The sequence below is a fragment of the Novosphingobium sp. BL-S-32 genome (assembly GCF_056857055.1).
The window spans coordinates 271,561-289,848 of sequence record NZ_CM166477.1 but is presented as its reverse complement, the minus strand read 5'-3'; the positions used below and the strand labels follow the sequence as shown (position 1 = coordinate 289,848).

12 protein-coding genes are annotated in these 18,288 nt (G+C 66.2%); 4 read left to right on the top strand and 8 right to left on the bottom strand.

The features are described from left to right. Positions 1–16: 16 nt before the first annotated feature. Together AC1VVK_RS18170 and AC1VVK_RS18165 are read right to left on the bottom strand one after the other, a co-directional pair. Positions 17–1,729: a M61 family metallopeptidase gene (locus AC1VVK_RS18170; RefSeq protein ID WP_482906194.1), complete on the bottom strand. Its 1,713-nt coding sequence runs from the start codon at positions 1,727–1,729 to the stop codon at positions 17–19. A gap of 123 nt (positions 1,730–1,852) precedes the next feature. Then, complete coding sequence (locus tag AC1VVK_RS18165) at positions 1,853–2,332, bottom strand: Lrp/AsnC family transcriptional regulator (RefSeq protein WP_132391661.1); 480 nt, start codon at positions 2,330–2,332, stop codon at positions 1,853–1,855. Between the two features lie 138 nt (positions 2,333–2,470). On the opposite strand from AC1VVK_RS18165, the gene AC1VVK_RS18160 reads away from it, so the two are divergent. After that, positions 2,471–3,436 (top strand): ornithine cyclodeaminase family protein, encoded by a 966-nt coding sequence (locus AC1VVK_RS18160; RefSeq protein ID WP_482906193.1) that lies wholly within the window; start codon positions 2,471–2,473, stop codon positions 3,434–3,436. Beyond that, positions 3,436–5,520, top strand: coding sequence for an amidohydrolase family protein (locus AC1VVK_RS18155; protein WP_482906192.1), 2,085 nt, complete (start codon positions 3,436–3,438; stop codon positions 5,518–5,520). Before AC1VVK_RS18160 ends, AC1VVK_RS18155 begins: the two co-directional genes overlap by 1 nt. 22 nt (positions 5,521–5,542) lie before the next feature. Here AC1VVK_RS18155 and AC1VVK_RS18150 read toward each other — a convergent pair whose 3' ends face one another. The 5 genes from AC1VVK_RS18150 to AC1VVK_RS18130 form a co-directional block, all read right to left on the bottom strand. Next, on the bottom strand, positions 5,543–6,847 hold the full coding sequence (locus AC1VVK_RS18150; RefSeq protein ID WP_482906191.1) for an APC family permease: 1,305 nt from the start codon (positions 6,845–6,847) through the stop codon (positions 5,543–5,545). Then, complete coding sequence (locus AC1VVK_RS18145) at positions 6,844–8,346, bottom strand: S10 family serine carboxypeptidase-like protein (RefSeq protein ID WP_482906190.1); 1,503 nt, start codon at positions 8,344–8,346, stop codon at positions 6,844–6,846. The genes AC1VVK_RS18150 and AC1VVK_RS18145 overlap by 4 nt, the downstream gene beginning before the upstream one ends. A gap of 53 nt (positions 8,347–8,399) precedes the next feature. Beyond that, positions 8,400–9,566, bottom strand: a complete 1,167-nt coding sequence (locus AC1VVK_RS18140; RefSeq protein ID WP_482906189.1) for a pyridoxal phosphate-dependent aminotransferase — start codon at positions 9,564–9,566, stop codon at positions 8,400–8,402. 82 nt (positions 9,567–9,648) lie between these two features. Continuing rightward, complete coding sequence (locus AC1VVK_RS18135; protein ID WP_482906188.1) at positions 9,649–12,672, bottom strand: TonB-dependent receptor domain-containing protein; 3,024 nt, start codon at positions 12,670–12,672, stop codon at positions 9,649–9,651. A 143-nt stretch (positions 12,673–12,815) separates the two neighbouring features. Beyond that, positions 12,816–14,306, bottom strand: a complete 1,491-nt coding sequence (locus AC1VVK_RS18130) for a S10 family serine carboxypeptidase-like protein (protein WP_482906187.1) — start codon at positions 14,304–14,306, stop codon at positions 12,816–12,818. A gap of 175 nt (positions 14,307–14,481) precedes the next feature. Here AC1VVK_RS18130 and AC1VVK_RS18125 point away from each other — a divergent pair, with 175 nt between their 5' ends. Continuing rightward, positions 14,482–15,759, top strand: a complete 1,278-nt coding sequence (locus AC1VVK_RS18125) for an aminotransferase class V-fold PLP-dependent enzyme (protein ID WP_482906186.1) — start codon at positions 14,482–14,484, stop codon at positions 15,757–15,759. A gap of 17 nt (positions 15,760–15,776) precedes the next feature. Beyond that, the gene (locus AC1VVK_RS18120) at positions 15,777–17,297 is read left to right on the top strand and encodes a S10 family serine carboxypeptidase-like protein (protein ID WP_482906185.1); all 1,521 of its coding nucleotides are present in this window, start codon (positions 15,777–15,779) and stop codon (positions 17,295–17,297) included. 61 nt (positions 17,298–17,358) lie between these two features. Here AC1VVK_RS18120 and AC1VVK_RS18115 read toward each other — a convergent pair whose 3' ends face one another. Beyond that, a complete protein-coding gene (locus tag AC1VVK_RS18115; protein ID WP_482906184.1) occupies positions 17,359–18,288 on the bottom strand; it encodes an ornithine cyclodeaminase family protein in 930 nt (309 codons plus the stop codon).

Sequence of the window (18,288 nt, the reverse complement as noted above, 5' to 3'; positions counted from 1 at the left end):
ATCCGGCGGCCGTCTATCACTCGGCCGGCCCGGCTGGCTGCGTCCGCGCTTGCCATTGATAAGCCGGGACCGTTTCGCCGCGCGGACGGTATGTCAGGCTGAAACGACGGCCTTCGCGTTCGACCTGAAGGGTAAGGGTGGCATCCTGTTTCCCCTGAAGGGCGTCCTGCGGAAAGCGGTTGAGGATCCGGTCGCCGTTTTGCAGGCCCGCCTGTGCGGCGGCGGAGCCGGGTTCAAGGCCTTTGACCACGCGGTCGGGTGACACCAGCACGAGCGGATCGAAGCCAAGGTCGAACCTCTGCAGCGGCTTGACCACTCGCTCGAAGCCCGGCCCGAAGGCATCGGACGGGGGAAGCACGGTTTCACCTGCGAGCATGCGGTCGAAATCGGCCAGTCCTTGCGCGCCCAGTTCCTCGCCCAGAAGCCGCTTCCAGAGCGCAAGGTCCATCGGCTTTCCGGCGCGCCGCTCGGCGAGCATCTTGCGCACGACATCGTCGAGCGAGCGCTTCCCCTGCGAGGCATGGCGGATATCCGCGTCGACCTTCGCGAAATAGAGCGAGCCCCGGTCATAGGGCAGTACGCGGATACGCGTATCCTTCCAGAACCCGTCCGCGATCCGGTCATTGGGCATGGCGATAAGCGCATTCGTGTAATAGCGCGCAGCGGTCGAATTGAGGTCGTCCAGGAAAGCCTGCTGCGAGATCAGCCCGGCGCGCCAGGGCAGCATGCGCTGGTAGTGAACGGCAAGCCCTTCGCCGAACCACGAGAGGTTGAGCCCGCCCGGAGCATCCATCGAACCGCTCAGCGAATTGATCCAGGCATGGACCATCTCGTGCGCGAGCAGGCTCTGGAGATCGGTGATCGGGGTCGTATCGCTGAACGTGAAGGCGAAACTGTCGGTCAGCCCGATGCCGCTGCCGGGATTGAGCCTGTTGGTCCGGGCAAAGACGCCGAAGCTGGCAGGGCGCTGGTCGAAGAAGGCGCCGTAGAAGCCCTGAAGCCGCGCAGCCCAGCTCATCAACTCGGGTGCCTCGAAGCCGAAGCGGCCTTGCCAGGCGCCAAAGAAAGTACCCTTGGAATAAGAGCCGATCTGCCCGGCCATGTAATAGGTGTCGGCCAGCTCGGCGGATCCCAAGGGATGGCTGCTCACGGCATCGCCGGCGCCCAGACTGGAGATTCCGCGCGCAGCGGCGCCGGCGCGCGAAAGGTCCCAATGCACCGAGACATTGCGGAGCCTGTCGTCGGCGGGAAGCACGAGGAAGGCCTTGCCCGAACCCGAGATTCCGCCATCCGCCGCGCGCAGTTCGTACTGCGGCTTGGCGAGTTCGGGCTGATGCGGGTCGATGGCAACGCGATAGGCGAGGGTCACGGGCCCCTCGACGGGACGCTGCGGCGTCCATTTGCGATCGACATTGTCGCCGTCCTGCCGCGCGTCTTTGACGGCAACCGGGATCACGCCTTTTGCGTCGGTGAAGACAAGCCCTTCCATGGTTGCGGCCGAGGTTTCGACCGTATTGGCCGTCAAGGCGATGGCGGCCAGCGCGCCGTCGTGCAGGGGATCCTCGAAGCGGATGACGACGTTCATCCGCGTCAGCGCGCCGCTCGGATCGGCGAGCGGGGCCAGCGTAACGGTCAGATCGGGCGTTTCAGGCGTGGATGCGGCGGCCAGCGGTGTGGAAGCCAGCAGGGCGGCGCCAAGGGCGATGCGAAACGAACGAGGGCGTGTCATGGTTCAAGGCTAACAGTCTGCGCCGGTGGGATTTGTGCAAAGGTCGCAGGCCGTGCGCGTCCGCGTGCATGAATTATGCACCCGAAACACTTTTGCCGGGCCTCACCTGGGGGAGTTCTACGATCAGGTGGGGGCCGAGGGCAGCGGCAGCCGGTGCGTCCACTTGAGTTCGGAAAGCGTTGCCGTGGAGCGCACATCCTCAACGCCGGGAAGGCGCAGCAGAGTCCGGAACGTAAAGTTCTGGTACCAGGCAATGTTCGGAGCCAGGACCTTGAGCATCACGTCCATCTCTCCGAACAGCGTATAGGCTTCCAGGATTTCCGGCGTGGCGTTGACCGCGCTGATGAAGCGTTCGCGTTCGGTGTCGGACAGGCGCGACATCTTGAGCTGCGCGAAAATGAACATGCTCTCCCCGAACTTTTCGCGATCGAGGATGGCCACAGTCTCCCGCACATAGCCATCTTCCTTGAGCCTCTGGATCCGCCGCCAGCAAGGCGACTGGGAAAGGCCGACGCGTTCGGCAATCTCGTTCGAGGATTCAGTGGCGTCTATCTGCAGGCGATCGAGGATCTTGAGATCGAGCCGGTCGAGTTCGGCAGGCAAATTTATGCTCCCTGACGTGTTCTGTTGGTTTGATCATGCCATGATCTGTCATCCTGACGCAACAAAGCGTGAGAAATTTCCAAACGCCGCGCTAAGGTTGATGCTGAACGCATGAGGTATCGGGGGCGGGGCGATAAGATGAAACGGAGCGAACTGGCAGTCTTCGATGCCGAAGACGTGCGGGCCTTGCTGGACTATCCGTCCTGCATCGCGGTCGTGCGCGAGGCCATGAAGGCGCTCTCGCGCGGAGAGACGCGGCAGTTGCTGCGCACGATGATTCACATGGGCGGAGGCCGAACGTTCGCGCAGATGCCCGGCGCGCTATCGGACAGCGGCATGTTCGGCGCCAAGATGATCAGCGTCTTCGCCGAACCCGGCCAGCCCGGCGTGCGCCGCCATCGCGGGCTCGTGACGATGTTCGAACCCTCGGAAGGGCGGCCGGTCTGCGTCGCCGATGCCGAAGAGATCACGCATATCCGTACGGCTGCCGCCACGGCCGTCGCTACCGATGCGCTGGCGCGGGCGGATTCCCGGATCCTTCTGCTGGTGGGCACGGGAGCACAGGTTCATTCGCACCTGGAAGCCTTGCCGCTGGTGCGGGACTTCGACCGCATCCTGATCTGGGGGCGCGACCTCTCGCGGGCGCAAGCCGTGGTCGACCGCTGGAGCGGCCGGCTGCCGGTCGAAGTGGGCGCCGACCTTGAAGCGGCGGCGGGCGCGGCGGACGTGATCTGCACGCTGACCGGCGCGCGCGAGCCGATCCTGTTCGGCAAGTGGATCAAGCCCGGCACCCACATCAATATCGTGGGATCGAGCGGCCCGGGGCCGGTCGAGATCGATGGCGAACTCGTCGCCGCCAGCCGCTATATTGCCGACAGCCGGGCTTCCGCGCTCGATGCGGCAGCCGAGTTCCTCAGCGCCAGATCGGCGGGACTGGTCACCGACGCGCACATCGTCGCCGAGATCGGCGAAGTGCTGCTGGGCCGTATCGCCGGCCGCGAGAACGGCGAACAAATCACGCTCTACAAGTCGCTCGGTCATGCGGTGCAGGACCTTGCCGCCGCCGCCCACATCTACGCCAAGCACCAATCCGGGAACGCCTGATGCCTTCGAAAAATGCCGCTGCGCTGCGCTGGCTCGCCTGCTCCACGCTCGCCCTTTCCGCCGCCGCGCTCCATGCCGAGAGCGAGCGCTTCGCCGTGATCGACAATGGCGAGAACGTCGGCCACGTCTATGCCGAGATCGACGGCAACCACGTCACGATCGATCACGACGTCAAGAGCAACGGTCGCGGACCGACCATGCACGAGGACATCGTGCTGGGGGTCGGAGGCGTGCCCATTAGCTGGACGCTGACCGGCACGTCGACCTTTGGCAATGCCGTCGACGAGCGTTTCACGGCCAAGGGCGGGGCACTGTCCTGGGCCGACACGACGGGCAAGGGGGCTCTGAAAGCGAAGACATCCACGCTCTATGTCGCGCAGGAAGGCAGCCCGTTCTCGCTCGGCATCTATGCGCGCGCACTGCTGGCCGATGCCCACCATGCGCTGCCCGCCGCGCCCGGCGGCGCGCTCTCGCTGGAGGAAGAAGCGCCGGTCACGCTGGGCGGCACCGCCTACAAGGCCTATCTCGTCAAGGGCATCGGGCTGACGCCAAGCGCGATCCTGCTCGACGATGCGGGCCGCCTCGTCGCCGCCTATTCGCCGACGAACGCCACGCTGCGCGAGGATCTGGCGACGTATGCGGGCGAACTGGGCCGCATCGCCGCAACCCGTTCGGCCGAGCGCTTCGCGGCGATCCAGAAGAAAGTCGCGCACAGCTACGACGCGCCGATCCGCATCCGCGATGTCCGCGTATTCGATCCCGCAAGCGGCAAGCTTGGCGATCCGGTTTCCGTGGTGGTCTTCGGCGATCGGATCGCTGCGATTGAACCGCTTGGCAGCCCGGCCTCGCCCGGCGAAGTGACTGTGGAGGGCGCCGGCCGGGTGGTGATCCCCGGCCTCCACGACATGCACGCGCACGTTTCGCTGCAATCCGCGCTGCTCTATATCGCCTCCGGCGTGACCAGCGTGCGCGACATGGGCAACGACAACGCGTTCCTGATCGACCTCACGCGCCGCATCGAGGACGGTGAGGTTGCCGGTCCGCGCATCGTGCGCAACGGGTTCCTCGAAGGGCGCAGCCCCTATTCCTCACGCAATGGGTTCATCGTCGACAGCGAGGCGGAAGCGCTGGACGCGGTGCGCTGGTACGGCGCGCGCGGCTACTGGCAGGTGAAGATCTACAACAGCTTCCATCCCGAATGGGTGCCCGCCGTCGCCGCCGAGGCGAAGCGGCTGGGCATGGGCGTCACCGGGCATATCCCGGCTTTCACCAATGCCGACGCGATGATCGCGGCGGGCTACGACGAAGTTACCCATATCAACCAGCTGATGCTGGGATGGGTCCTCGATCCCAAGGAGGACACGCGCACGCCGCTGCGCCTCACCGCCATGCGCCGCACCGCGGGGCTGGATCTGAACTCGCCGCGCGTCACTGCGACGCTCGATACCATGCAGGCAAAGCACATCGCGCTCGATCCCACGGCGGTCACGCTCGAACTGCTGATGTTGAGCCGCAATGGTACGATCAGCCCGGCGGTGGCGGGCTATTTCGATCACTTGCCCGTGGGCGTTCAGCGCAACCGCCGACAGGGGATTGCGCCGATTGCCTCCCCCGCCGATGCCGCTGCCTATGATGGGTCGTTCGTGACCATCAAGGCGTTGCTGCGCGACATGTATGGCCGGGGGATCACGCTCTTGCCCGGGACCGACGACCAGACCGGGCTCTCGCTCCACCGTGAGTTGCAGATCTATGCCGAGGCGGGCATCCCGACTGCCGATGTGCTGCGCATCGGTACGCTCGGCCCCGAGCGCTATATGCACCGCGATCAATCCTACGGCTCGGTCGAGAAGGGCAAGTATGCCGACTTCGTGCTGCTGGACGGCAACCCGCTGGAGGACATGTCGGCGCTGCACCGCATGGCCATGGTGGTGAAGGGCGGGACGGTCTATTTCCCGTCGGAGATCTGGAGCGAAGTGGGCGTGAAGCCCTTTGCCGCCGCGCCGAAAATCAGCGTGCCGCCGTCAGCGCCCAAGCAGGCGGCGCTGACCAATGGCGACGATGTGCACGAGGACTTTGCGTTCTGATCGGGAGAAATGGGCAGGGAAGTCAGACTTCCCTGCCGTTCCTCCTGGCGAAGTACCAGACCGCGCCCAGCATGCCCCAGATCAAAAGCAGGACATAGGGCCGCCAGTCGGTCTCAAGCCCGACGAAGATCAGTCCCATCGCGCAGAGGGTTCCGGTGCCGCCAAGCATCATCATCTGGCGGCGGGCGGGGCGGAAGCTGGCGCTTGCGTGAAGGTCCGGCCGGTCGCGCGCGACGCGCAGGGCGCAGAAGCAGATGCTCGCATATTTGGCGAGATTGGGGATGTTCACGGCGAGAAACAGGAACGTCAGTTCCATCGGCATCAGCAGGCCTGCGCAGCCGATCGCGAAGACCGCCAGCAGCGCCATGTGCGGCACGTGCCAGCGCGGGTGAACCTGCGAAAGCACGCGTGGCAGCACGCCCGCCTCGGCCATGGCAAAGAGGCTGCGGCTGAACATCGTGAAGATCGAATTGAGGCTGGTACCGATGGCGACGATGGCCGCCAGAACGATCACCGGAACGGCAAGCGGGCCCATGAAAGCCTGTGCCGTCTCCAGGATCGGTGCCTTGCTTCCCGCCAGTGCTTCCGGGCCGAGAACCCCGAGCGCGACGAACGCGACGGCGGTGTAGAGCACTGTCGCCGAACCGATGGCAAGGGCAATGCCCAGCGGGATATTGCGCCGGCTTTCGGCCACTTCCGAACCGGCCTCGGTCGCCGCCTCGATGCCGAAGAAGAGGCCCATCAGCAGCGGCGCGGCAGCGATCGCGCCATGGATGCCGTGCGGCAAGAAGGGTTCAAGGCGGGCCGGTTCGGCCGCGCCGAACCCGCCCCAGATCGCGAAGAGGCCGAACAGCACAATAAGCGCGCCGATCATCAGCGTCTGCGCCCGCGCGGCGACATGAACGCCGAAGATATTGGCCAGCAGCGCAAGCACGAGCACCGCAAACATCGTGGGCTTTACCGGAAGCGGCACGAGCAGCGAGACATAGCGCACGAGCACCAGTGCCAGGACGACCATTGCGCCCATGTTGGCGATGATCCGCATCCAGGCGATGAAGAAGCCGAGCGTCGGGCTGAGATAGCGCGATGGCCACACGAAACTCGCGCCCGACACCGGATCGGCCGAACCGAGATAGGCATAGCTCACGGCGATGAGATACATCGGCAGCGCGGCTATCAGCACCGAGAGCAGCATCCCCGGCCCTGCGAGCGCGGTCGCGGGCGAGACCGCCGAGAAGATCGACACGCCGACGGCCGTGCCGAGACCCATCGAGACGACCCCCCACAGGCCGATGCCCTTGCGCAGGCTGCTGGTATGGTCACTCATGTGCAGGGATCCGCCTTGATGAACTGGACGAGGTCGGCCTGGAACCGCGCGCGGCTGGTATCGTCCGAATAGAAAACGTGCCCGCCGACGTAGCGCGCGTTGCGGTAGCGCGCCGTGGGCAGGCTGGACTGCGCGAAGAGATAGTCCGCCGCGCCAATCGTGGTGGTGGTGTCATAGAGGCCGGTGCCGACGAAGAGGCGAAGGCAGGTGTTTGACTGCGCGTGTCGTTCCACCGTGGCCATGAAAGGCCAGTCCGCGAAAGGCGAATCCGCGCCGCCATAACGCCACTCGTCCTCGAAGCGGGCGAGCACCTTGTAGCTTGCGGCATCCGGCACTTTCAGCGTCGATGCCAGGTAATCGGTCATCGCCTTCCCGTAGATGTCCGAGATCGGCGACGAGGGATCGCCGGGCATCATCGTCGTCACTGTCGCCGGACGCGCCGCAAGGTAGCGCGCATCGTAGCGGCCCATGACCTTGCTTTCCCCGCGCAGCAGTTCGACGCGGAAGCGCTCCTTGGAAATGCGCAAGTCGTTGGCGAGGTAGAAGGCGGCGGGAATGCCGGTCAATTCCTCCAGCCGCGCGGCAATGCGCGCGCGTTCCTCCTGCGGGAGGTCGCGGCCCCGATAGAGCGCGGGCAGGTAGACGTCGCGGGCGAAACGGGCCGCCTCTGCCGTGACCGCCTCGGCGGTGCAGGGGGCCTTGAGCTTGCCATGGTAGCAGGCGATGGCCGCGAGCGTGGGCAGCGAGACCGCATAGGTCACGACGTTATCGGGCCTCTGCGAGGTCTCGATCATGTTGAGCGCCTGCCCGAGCAGGACGACGCCGCGCACGTTGCCGCCAAGGCCCATCTCGTCCAGCGCGTCCAGCATGGCAACGGCGCGGATCGTGCCGTAGCTCTCGCCAAGGATGTAGACCGGGGCTTTCTGGCGGTCATGGGCATAGAGCCACTGGCGCACGAGGTCCGCGGCGGCGTGGGCATCGCCGGAGACGGTGCTGTACGGCGCGGCGGCCGCGCCCTTGGGACGCTGGGAAAATCCGGTGCCCGGCGGGTCGATGAAGACCACATCGGCAAGGCCGTAGAGGGCAGATGCGCCGGGGATGTTTCCGGTCGAGGTCTGGCCGGGCGCCGCCGGGTCCTGCGGAACATGGGCGAGTGCGGGGCCCAGCAGGCCCATTTGCAGATAGGCCGAAGATGCGCCGGGGCCGCCGTTGAAGGCGAATATGACGGGACGTTCGTGCCCGGAGGCTTTCCGCGCGGAACTCTTGCGGGCGGGCGGCTGCGAATAGGACAGGAACCCGGCGGTGGCGGGCGTGGTGTCCGCGCCGGCTGAGACAGGGACAGTTCCCAGCTCGACGCGGACATGCTGGCCCAGATCAGGGGGACTGATCTCGGCAGCAATCTTCAATGCGATGGGAACCTGTCCCGGCGCCGGCTCTTGAGCCAGTACCGGGACAGGTCCCTGCAATGCCCCCAGCAGCGCAATCGCGGCGAATTTCATCGCTCGTCCTTGCGCTCTTTCGGTGCGACCCGAGGGCTTCGGCGAAGTGGGCATCATCGTGTGTCCGTATTTCGGTGGGTTTCGCGGTAGGTCAGCAGGCTGTCGGTCAGCGCCTGAAGCCCGTAATCCAGCCGCGATGGCTCCATTGCGAAGCCAAGCCGGATATGGCCGGGCGCGCCGAAGTAGTCGCCCGGAGCCACCAGTACTCCGCAGCGATCGGAAAGCCAGCCCGAGAAGTGCAGCGTGTCCCGGATGCCAACAAGGCGGGGAAACGCAATGCAGCCGTGCTCGGGCAGGTCGCCCTCGGCAAGGCCCTGCGCGCGCCAGTGGTCGTGGTAGGATTCGATGATCGGCCGCGCCCGGCCAAGGACGGAAAAGGTGTTCTCGCGGAACCGCGCCGGGTTTTCGACGACCAGCGCGGCGATCCCGTGCGCCAGGTTGGAAATGGCGAATTCGACTTCGCGCGCCATGTCGCGGATCGGGCCGAGCGTGGCCTCGTCGCCGACGATCCAGCCGCAGCGCAGGGTGGAAAGGCCGTAAAGCTTGGTCACGCTGCTGATGGAGAGGAAATGCGGCGAGATTCCGCGCGCGGCCGCCGGACGCGCGGCTTCCCCGGCATAGCCGCCGTAGACTTCGTCGAAGACGAAGGTGACGCCGCGCCGGTTGGCGATTTCTCCCAGCGCGCAGAAGGTCTCGTCATCGAGCGCCATGCCCGAGGGATTGTGCAAGTTGCTGAGCACGACGAGACGGGTTTTCGGCCCGATCGCCGCCTCAAGTTCGACGGGATCGATCTGGAACCGCGCGCCGCGCCGTTCGAAACGATCCACGCCATTACCGGTGGCATGGGCGAGATTGGCGAACAGATCGAAGCCCGGGTTTTCGATCAGGATACGTTCGCCCGGAGCCAGCAGCGCGCGGTAGACCAGCGACAGCGCGCCCGTCGCCCCGGTGGTCGTCAGCACCTGGCCTTCGCCAACGCCGTATTCCCGCGCCAGCGCGGCCACGAGGTACGGGTTCCCGCGAACGAATGTGCTCGTGTAGCGCGAGGTCACGCCCTTGCCGAAGCCTTCGAGCAGGACCTCGCGCAGCAGTTCGGTCGGTTCCGGCACCGAGCTTTCGAACAGGCCGACGAGCAGGTCGCGCGACGAACTGTTCCTGAGGATCGAGCGCCTGACCCAATCGGCATAAGAGGTCGTGGTCAGGGGGGGGCTTTCGGCCATGGGTCTGTAATCTACCGGAAAGTTCGGAAGGAACGTGAAGAGCTGCGGCGGTGCCGTTGAAACGTCACCGCCGCAGCCTCGATCACATCTTGACCTTGGCGCCGATCCAGAAGCGGCGGCCGAGGATGTCGCCGTAGGCGATCTGCGGGTAGGAGGGGCCTTCGTCGGTGAAGTTGTCGATACCGGCGCGCAGCGAGAAGCCGCCGAGGTCGACTTGCGCCGAGATCGAGTGGGTCAGGTTGCTGTCGAGCATCGGATTGGGATTGTTCTCGATCGTCGCGTCGTATGCGGCCTTGGTCTTGTCGAGATAATAGGCCTGATAGCTCACCCGCACCTTGCCGCGGCTCCAGTCGAGGTTGAGACGGCCTTCCCAGGTCGGCTTCTCGTACGTGTTGTCGGTGCGCGTGAAGGTCTCGCCGGTGACCGAGGTGGTCAGCAGCGAATTGTGCGTTGCGCTCACGCCGAGGTGGAAGGTCCCGATGTCACCCGGCGCGAAGGTGTAGTCGAGCGCGTAGACTTCGCCGCGATACTTGACGATGCCCGCATTGAACGTGGTCGTCGTGCCGGTGACGATGGTGCCGCCCGGGCTCACGCCGTCCGACGCCGCAAGACGCGTGAAAGCGTTGCAGACGGTCGGGTCGGGGGTCGTGTTGTCGTAGCAGGCGGAGGTGAAGTCCTCCGTGGTGAAGGCCGAGAGGCCGTCCTTCAGATCGATCTCGATGCGGTCGGCACTGATCGTCAGGCCCGGCACGAAGGCGGGCTGGAGAACGACGCCGTAAGTGAACGTATCCGAGATCTCGTTGCGCAAGTTCGGATTGCCGCCGGTGGTGATCGTGGCGCGCTCGAAGTTCTCCGACGGGTCCTGGAAGGCGGCGAGGCGCTCGGCCGCGCTCTTCCCGGCGTTGGTGCCGTCGGCTTCTACGCCGTAATTCGGGTTGGCCTGGAAGGCGGCCAGGCAGTTGGCCTGGCGGACCGACGGGTTGGACCCGCTGCTGATACGGTCGGCATCGCAAGGGTCGAACCCGACCGAGCCCAGTGCGGTTGTCGAGGGCGCGAACAGCATGGCCAGCGTCGGCGCGCGGAAATTGCGGCTGCGCGATACGCGCAGCGTAATCCCGTCAACCGGCTGCCAGCGCAGGCCGAGATCCCAGACCTGTTCCTTGCCCGCGATCGAATTGTCGACAAGCCGCCCGGCCGCGCTTGCCTCCAGCAGGCGCACGATCGGCACGTTCATGGCCTGATCCACCAGCGGAATCAGAAGTTCGCCCGAAAGCTCGTCGGTGTTGTAACCGGCCTTCTGCGCCACTTCCATGGTGCCGCCTTCGAACAGGCCGAGCTGGTTCGCTTCGAGCGGGGTGTACGACACCTGCTCGTCGCGGTGTTCGTAGGCGAGGCTGAACTTGACCGTTCCGCCCGGCAGGCGAACCACGTCGCCGCCGATGGTGGCGAGCAGGTCGGTCTGTTCGTTGGTGTAGTCCTGACCGGTGCGCACGCTCACATAGTTGCGCGCTGCGGACGAGACATTGCCGTTGCCGAAGGGGTTGATCGGTGCGCAGGCGGGATCGTCGTTGGTGGTGTCGGCGTCGGCATTGATGCCGCAGACGATCTTGCCGCCCGATAGCACCGAGTCGATGGCATTGGCGTATTTCGTGTTGTCGACGTTCCAGCCGCGCGTCTTGCCGTTGACGCGGGCGTAGCTGCCCGAGACGCTCCAGTAGAAATTGCGCTCACCGGCCGAGAAATCGCCGTCGAGAGCGAGCAGGGCGCGATAGGTGTCCGTCTTGTAGGTCTGCGTGTTGTCGGGCGTGAGGTCGTTGAAGTACTTCGAGAGGAACAGCGGCGCGCCCGCGGCGAACGCCGGACGCGCGGCCGAAAGTGCGGCCTTGGCCTGGTCCGTCAGGTAGGGATTGTCGATCGTGAAGATCACCGGACCGGCGTAAGTGCCGTAGTTCAGGATTGTGCGGCTCTGGCCCTGCGGGATCTCGGTGCCTTCTGTGCGAGCATAGAGCAATTCGGTGCGCAGCTTGATCGCATCGGTCACGTCATAGTGCGCGATAAGGTTGCCGGTGAACCGCTCGACGCCGGTGCGCAGGCCCGCAAGGTCGCGGTAGGCATAGCCGTCGCCGCCGCTCGAGAACGGAATGCCGACCTCGGTGCCCGGGTTGTAGGGAACGACGTTGCCGCTGGAATCGAATTGCAGCGGCGTGCCGTTCGACTGGGTGAGAAAGCGCGTGAACGGCGCGGGCGTGTTGAACAGCACGCCGTTGGAATTGAATTCCCAGAAGTGCGCGTCGAACAGTTCCTTAACCGACGGAATGCCGTCGCTCGGGCCCGTATCATCGGGATTGCTGACGGTCAGACGGCCGAGCGCGGAAAGCGGCCGGGCCGAGAACATCAGCGTTGGCGATTTCGCATAGCTGACATCGATTGCCACGTTGCCGCGGCCGCCGGCGAAGTTGGTGCCGGCCGTGCCGCGCAGGCTGTAGGTATGGAAGTCGCCGCGCGAGGCGATGCCGTTCTGGGCGTCGAGTTCGATGCCTTCGAACTTGTCCTTGAGGACGTAGTTGACCACGCCGGCAATGGCGTCGGAACCGTAGACGGCCGCGCCGCCGCCCTGGACCACTTCGACCCGGTCGAGCAGTCCCAGCGGAATGATGTTGGCGTCAACTTGCGCGTCGCCAAGGCCGGACGAACTGGTCACCATGCGGCGGCCGTTGACCAGCGTCAGCGTGCGTCCGGCGCCAAGGCCGAAGAGGTTGGGGAACTGCTGGCCCGAGCCGCTGCCGTTGCCGCTGCCGTCGGCCTGATTGAGCATCGGGCTGTTCGAGGTAAGCTGGTTCAGTGCCTGCGCCGCGCTGGTGAAGCCGCGATCGGTGATCGTCTGGGCATCCACCACGTCGAGAGGCGCGCTCTCGGCGGCACGGTCGCGGCGAATGCGCGAGCCGGTGACGACGATGTCGTGCGCGGGTTCCTCGCTGGCCGAGGCCGCCGTGTCCTGCGCATATGCTGGCGTGGCGGCGAAGATCGCGACGAAGGCGGTGGAAACCATGAGGCCTGCCAGGCCCCCGCTCCTGCCCATTCGCTGCTGCTGCTCCCTGTTTGTCATCGAACTACCCCTCATGTTCTGTCTGAATTTCACCTGTTGGCGACGACCCTAGCCCAAGGCGTGCGGCAGGTTTTTGCGAAGTGCATGCGCGGCGGGGGGCTCCACGCATTGAAATTATCGCGCCAATGGCGCGTGAGAAATTTTTAGTCCTGCTTTGCGCGCTTTTGTGGATTGGAAATGAAAGTGGACAGGTCTTGCACAAATTGACGGCTGGCGGCGGGGTCCTCGTACATCATGTGCCCGCCGGGATAGCAGTGCGCGGCGATCCGCGCGGCCAGCGCAGCGGGAAAATCGCCCGCCGCCTGCCGGTTGGCGGCGCAGCCGTTGAGCGAATCGTATAGCCCGGTCGCCACGAAAATCCGGCTCTCGGGCGCCTTTTCGAGCACGTGCTGCACCCACGGCTGCGAGGCGCTCGGCGGACCTTCGCCTGCCATGGCGCGCGCCAGCGATTCCTTCGTGATCGGGGACTGGTCGTATTGCCAATGCTCGCCCACTGGCAGCGCGGGCACGTCGATACCGGCGTACTGGCCGCCGGCGTAGCCGAGCTGGCGCCGGTAGAAATCCAGGATGGCGGCGCTGCCCTGCTTCTCGTCCTCGGCGGCATCGGTGCGGCGCATGTCGAAGATGCCCAGCGTCTTGCCCTCTCCGGCCATGAGGCCGCGCCGGAAATCGCGGGGCGAAACCCAAAGCGTCTTCGCATCGATCCGGGCGGGCGCAAGGCCGGTGTAGCGCGCCAGATCCGCGACCACTTTCGCACGCGCGGCGTCGTCCACTGCCTCGGGATGGGCAAGGGCGGGGTACCAGACCCGGCGCGCCCAGTCCTCGGACGCGGCAAGGGCAGCGGCAGGATCGGCCGCAAATGCAGCGTCGAGCTTGCCCAGCGCGAGCGCGGTGGCGGTGCGATTGGGCAGGGTCAGCGCCCGCATCAGCGCCCGGTCGCGCTCCTCGCCCATCGGAATGCCGCCCGAAATGAGCGCGATCCCGGCGACCGGCTGCCCCTGGTCGATCAGCGCTTCCGCCACGCCTGAAGCGCGCCAGGTGCCGAAGCTCTCACCGACGAGATAGACCGGCGAACCCTCGCGGTGCTGTGCCTTCAGGAAGGTGCGAATGAACCGGGCGGTCGCTGCGAAGTCTCCGGTGGTCGAGTAGAGCCGCTCGGCCGCCTTGTCGGATGCGGCGCGGCTGAAGCCGGTACCGGCAGGATCGACGAACACGAGATCGGCGACGGCGAGCGGGCTGTCCGGATTGTCGGAGAGCGTCTCGCCTTTGAGAGTCCGGGGCCCGAGTGCGTGGAATTGCAGCAGGCGCGAATCCGCGCCGGGGCCGCCGTTCCATACGAATGCGATCGGGCGCGGCGTCGCGCCCTGCGGGGCGGCAAGATAGGCGGTGTAGAACAGGTCCGCGGCCTTGGCGCCGGTCTCGTCGGCAATGGCGATCGTGCCTGCGCAAGCGCGGTAGGCGAAGGCTCCGCGTTCGGCCGAAAGACTGCTCTGCGTGCCGCTCGCTCCTGCCGGACAGGCGGGCGTGTTCGCCCCATGAGCGACAGCGCGCGTGTCAGCATGGGCCTGCGCGATAGGCGGCGCGGCGATGGCGGCGAGCAGGGCGCCGAGGATGGAAAGCGGCTTGGCGGGCATGGACGGCCTTTCGGGATCGGACTGGCGCGGAGCAAGCTAGCGCAGCCTGCGCGGCAATTTTATGCACGAATGGGGGACGTGCCCGATCGTCATGCACCGAGTTCCGGGGGCGCTATCTTGTCGCTCGGGTCAAATGCGCAATTCTTATGCGCAAGCCTTTGCCTAGGATGCGTAAATGATCCAGCGAACCGATTCGCCTCGAATGCCGATACTCTCGCGCCGGACCGTGCTTCGCGGATCGGCGCTCGTGCCTCTGGCGCCTGCCGTGGCCGGAAGCGCATTTGCCGCGCCTGCCGCTGCCGGTTCGCTGGCCCGGCCCGGCGATTTCGCGACCTTGAGCAAGGTCTACCTCGATTCCGGCACCATGCACCCGGTGCCGCTGCCCGCGAAGGCTTCGCTCGACGCCTATCTTCAGGCCCGCGCGGAAGGGCGTTCGTGGTCGAGCCACGATGTCGAGACCCGGATCAAGTCCGCCTTCGGCCGCCTGGTCAATGTCGCGCCCTCCGATCTCGCTTTCGTGCAGAGCACCACGGCGGGTGAGCAACTGGTGGTCGACGCGCTCGACCTTCCGGCCCGCAAGGGCAGCGTCGTTACCGACACATTGCACTTCTTCGGCTCCTTCTGGCTCTACGAACAACTGGGGAGGCAAGGTGTCGAGGTGCGCTGGATCCGCCCGGTGGACGGGCGCATCGATCCGGCCGCCTACGAAAAGGCGATCGGTCCCGATACCCGGCTCGTCAGCCTTTCCGTGGTCTCGACCTACAACGGCTTCGAGCACGACCTGAAGCGCATCTGCGAGATCGCCCACGCGCGCGGGGCGATGGTCTATGCGGACATCATCCACGCTGCCGGCACCGTCCCGCTCGACCTGACTGCGAGCGGCGTCGATTTCGCCGCGACCGCCTCGTACAAGTGGCTGATGGGCGATTTCGGGCTCGGCTTCCTCTATGTCCGGCCTGACCGGCTCGCCGGGCTCAAGCGGCCGCAATATGGCTATTATCAGCTCGATGGCTTCACGCCGCATGTCTATCCTTTCGATACGCCGGGAGACACGATTGCCGACGTGACACCGCGCGCCGATGCCGAGGGCATGTTCGCTATGGGCACGCATTCGCACGGCGTGATGGCGCAGCTCGACTGGTCGCTGGCGCGGCTGCTCGAACTGGGTGTCGACAACATCACGGCGCATCGCCAGCCGATGCTGCGGCGCCTGCACGAAGCGCTGCCTGCGAAGGGCTATACCGTGGTGACGCCCCCGGAATGCCGCAGCCCGCTGCTCACTTGCGTGTTGCCCGATGCCTACAAGCGGCTGTCCGAGCCGCTGGAGAAGGCCGGGATCGGCATCACGCTCAGCCGCAACCGTTTCCGGGTCTGCCCTTCGTGGTTCAACACGATGGATGACATCGAACGCCTGATCGATGCCCTCCCGGCCCAATCTCCCGCCGTTTCCTGACAGGACAGAACCACCCGATGACCCAGACGATCCTGCGCGCTCCTCTTCTTGCGCTCGCGCTTGCCGCGCTTCCGGCCACGGCCATCCACGCACAGGACGAGAGCCTGCCGATGCCGCCGGTGTTCCTCAAGGCGATGGAGCCGATGGCGGAGCGCGAAGCAGCGACCGAGCGGGTGATCGTGACCCATCACAAGGGCGCCATCGGCGGACGCACGATGGCCTACGACGCCATCGTCACCGAGACGCCCGTCTCCAACGACAAGGGCAAGCCGGCCGCTGTCGTTGTGACTTATGCCTATGTTGCGCCGGCCGCCAAGGGCGGAGCGAAACGCCCGGTGCTGTTCGTGTTCAACGGCGGCCCCGGCGCCTCGTCCTCGCCGCTGCATTTCTCGGCCTTCGGGCCGGTACGGATCGCGGACCGAAAGGGCACGACGCCGCACCTGGAGGCCAACCCGCATAGTCTGCTCGACGTGGCCGATCTTGTCTTCATCGACCCGCCGGGCACCGGGGTGAGCATGCCGGTCAAGGGCGCCGATGCCACCAGCCTCTTTTCGGTAGAGGGCGATGCCCGTGCGGTTGCACAAGTGGTGCAGCATTGGCGCGAGGCGAACCACCGGACCGACGCGCCCTTTGCGCTCGTGGGCGAAAGCTACGGCACGGCCCGCGCGCTGGCGATGCTGGGCGCAGAGAGCAAGGACAAGCTACCGCTGCCCGATGGCGTGGCCCTGCTCTCGCTGGCGATCGGCGACAACGATGGTCCGGTGATCTCGGACGTCTCGCTCCTGCCGACGCTCGCGGCGGTCGCGTGGTACCATCAGGCCGTCGACCGCAAGGGCCTGACGGTGGAGCAATACTTCGCCGAGGCGCGCACCTTTGCCGAGAACGACTACGCCCGCGCCCTGATCGCCGGGGCCTCGCTGGCGCCGGCCGAACGCGCGCGCGTGGCCGCGCGGCTGTCCGAACTGGTCGGCCTGCCCGCAGCGCAGTTTGAGAAGGACGGACTGCAACTCGACCGGCATGCATTCATGCTCGGACTGCTGGGCGCCAAGGGGCTGCGGACCGGCCAGCTCGATGGGCGCGTGACGCGCGCCATCAGCGAATCGAACATGCACCCGCCCTTCGACGATCCCTCGATGACGCTGGGCGCGGAAACCGGCACGCTGCTGGCGGACTATATCGGCAAGGAGCTCGGCTATCCGCTGCCGAGCGCTTACAGAACGCTCAATCTCGGTATCAACTTCAAGTGGAATTGGGGCAAGGGAGAGCTTTACAGCACGCTTCGGTTCGCGCCTTACCTTGCCGATGCGATGGCGGCGAAGCCTTCGCTCAAGGTCATGACCGTGGGCGGCTACTATGACATCACCACCCCGCTCGCGGCCGGGCAGTTTGCGCTGAACCGCGTGGGGGTCGGGCCCGAACGGCGGACATCGCTAAGCTACGCTGCCGGTCACTCGGTGTTCGAGGACGAGGGCGAACTCACGCGTTTCGCCTCCGATATGCGGGGCTGGGCCAAGGCGCTGGGGGGCGCCGCCCACTGATCCTGCATGTCCGGGGCCGGCGTGCCGATCTGCACGGGCAGGTCGGTCGCCGGCTCCGGGCTTAGTGTGCGAGAAAGGCCGCGCAGGCGAGGTCCTGAACGATCGAGCCCAGCGACTTGTAGACCGTGACTTGCGACGCGGACTCGCGCCCGGCGTCGAGGCCGGCGAGAATCCTGCCGATTTCGGGACCGACATCGTCCTCGGCCGCAAGGCCGAGTTCGACCGCGCGCAGATACTCGGCCCCCTGTGCCAGCACGCCCACGCGGTGGTCGGGAATGAAGCGCGTGCGGCGGACCAGCGCGGGATCGATCTCGACCGGCCCGGCACGGCTTGAACCGACGGCATTGACGTGAACGCCATCGGCGACTTGCTCCGAAAGCAGGATCGGTTCGGCGGCGGCGCTGACCGCGCAGATCACGTCCGCATCCTTGACCGCTTCGTCCACGCTACTGGCCGTGCGGGTGGCAAGGCCGAAGTCCCGCTCGATCCGCGTCGCCATGGCGCGCGTCTTGGCGGGATCGCGGCCCCAGATGGAGACGGCCTCGAAGGGGCGGACATGGCGCAGTGCGGCGGCGTGGTGCCAGGCCTGCTCGCCGGTGCCGAGGATCGCGAGACGCTTGGCATCCGCGCGCGCCAGCGCGTCGGTGGCGACGGCGGTCGCGCAGCCGGTGCGGATCGCGGTGACCTCACCGGCATCGACGACGGCGGCGGGCGCGCCGGTCACGGGATCGAACGTCACGATCACGCCCTGATGCGATCGGCCCTGCGCCGCCGCGCCCGGAAAGACGCTCACGATCTTGGCGCCGAAGCCCGATCCTGTGAGCGCGCCGGGCATGACGCCGAAAGCATTGCCCTCATCGAGGTCGATGATTCCGCGCAGCAATTGCTTGCTGCCGCCGGTCGAGAGCGCGATCATCGCCTCGCGCACCAGCGCGATGCCGGTCCGGTGGTCCAGCCGCTGCGCCACTTCCGCCGCATCGATCAGCCGCAT

Coding starts and splice junctions, on each gene's coding strand:
- AC1VVK_RS18170 (WP_482906194.1), bottom strand. CDS start 1,729: ATGACACGCCCTCGTTCGTTTCGCATCGCCCTTGGCGCCGCCCTGCTG.
- AC1VVK_RS18160 (WP_482906193.1), top strand. CDS start 2,471: ATGAAACGGAGCGAACTGGCAGTCTTCGATGCCGAAGACGTGCGGGCC.
- AC1VVK_RS18155 (WP_482906192.1), top strand. CDS start 3,436: ATGCCTTCGAAAAATGCCGCTGCGCTGCGCTGGCTCGCCTGCTCCACG.
- AC1VVK_RS18150 (WP_482906191.1), bottom strand. CDS start 6,847: ATGAGTGACCATACCAGCAGCCTGCGCAAGGGCATCGGCCTGTGGGGG.
- AC1VVK_RS18145 (WP_482906190.1), bottom strand. CDS start 8,346: ATGAAATTCGCCGCGATTGCGCTGCTGGGGGCATTGCAGGGACCTGTC.
- AC1VVK_RS18140 (WP_482906189.1), bottom strand. CDS start 9,566: ATGGCCGAAAGCCCCCCCCTGACCACGACCTCTTATGCCGATTGGGTC.
- AC1VVK_RS18135 (WP_482906188.1), bottom strand. CDS start 12,672: ATGACAAACAGGGAGCAGCAGCAGCGAATGGGCAGGAGCGGGGGCCTG.
- AC1VVK_RS18130 (WP_482906187.1), bottom strand. CDS start 14,306: ATGCCCGCCAAGCCGCTTTCCATCCTCGGCGCCCTGCTCGCCGCCATC.
- AC1VVK_RS18125 (WP_482906186.1), top strand. CDS start 14,482: ATGATCCAGCGAACCGATTCGCCTCGAATGCCGATACTCTCGCGCCGG.
- AC1VVK_RS18120 (WP_482906185.1), top strand. CDS start 15,777: ATGACCCAGACGATCCTGCGCGCTCCTCTTCTTGCGCTCGCGCTTGCC.
- AC1VVK_RS18115 (WP_482906184.1), bottom strand. CDS start 18,288: ATGCGGCTGATCGATGCGGCGGAAGTGGCGCAGCGGCTGGACCACCGG.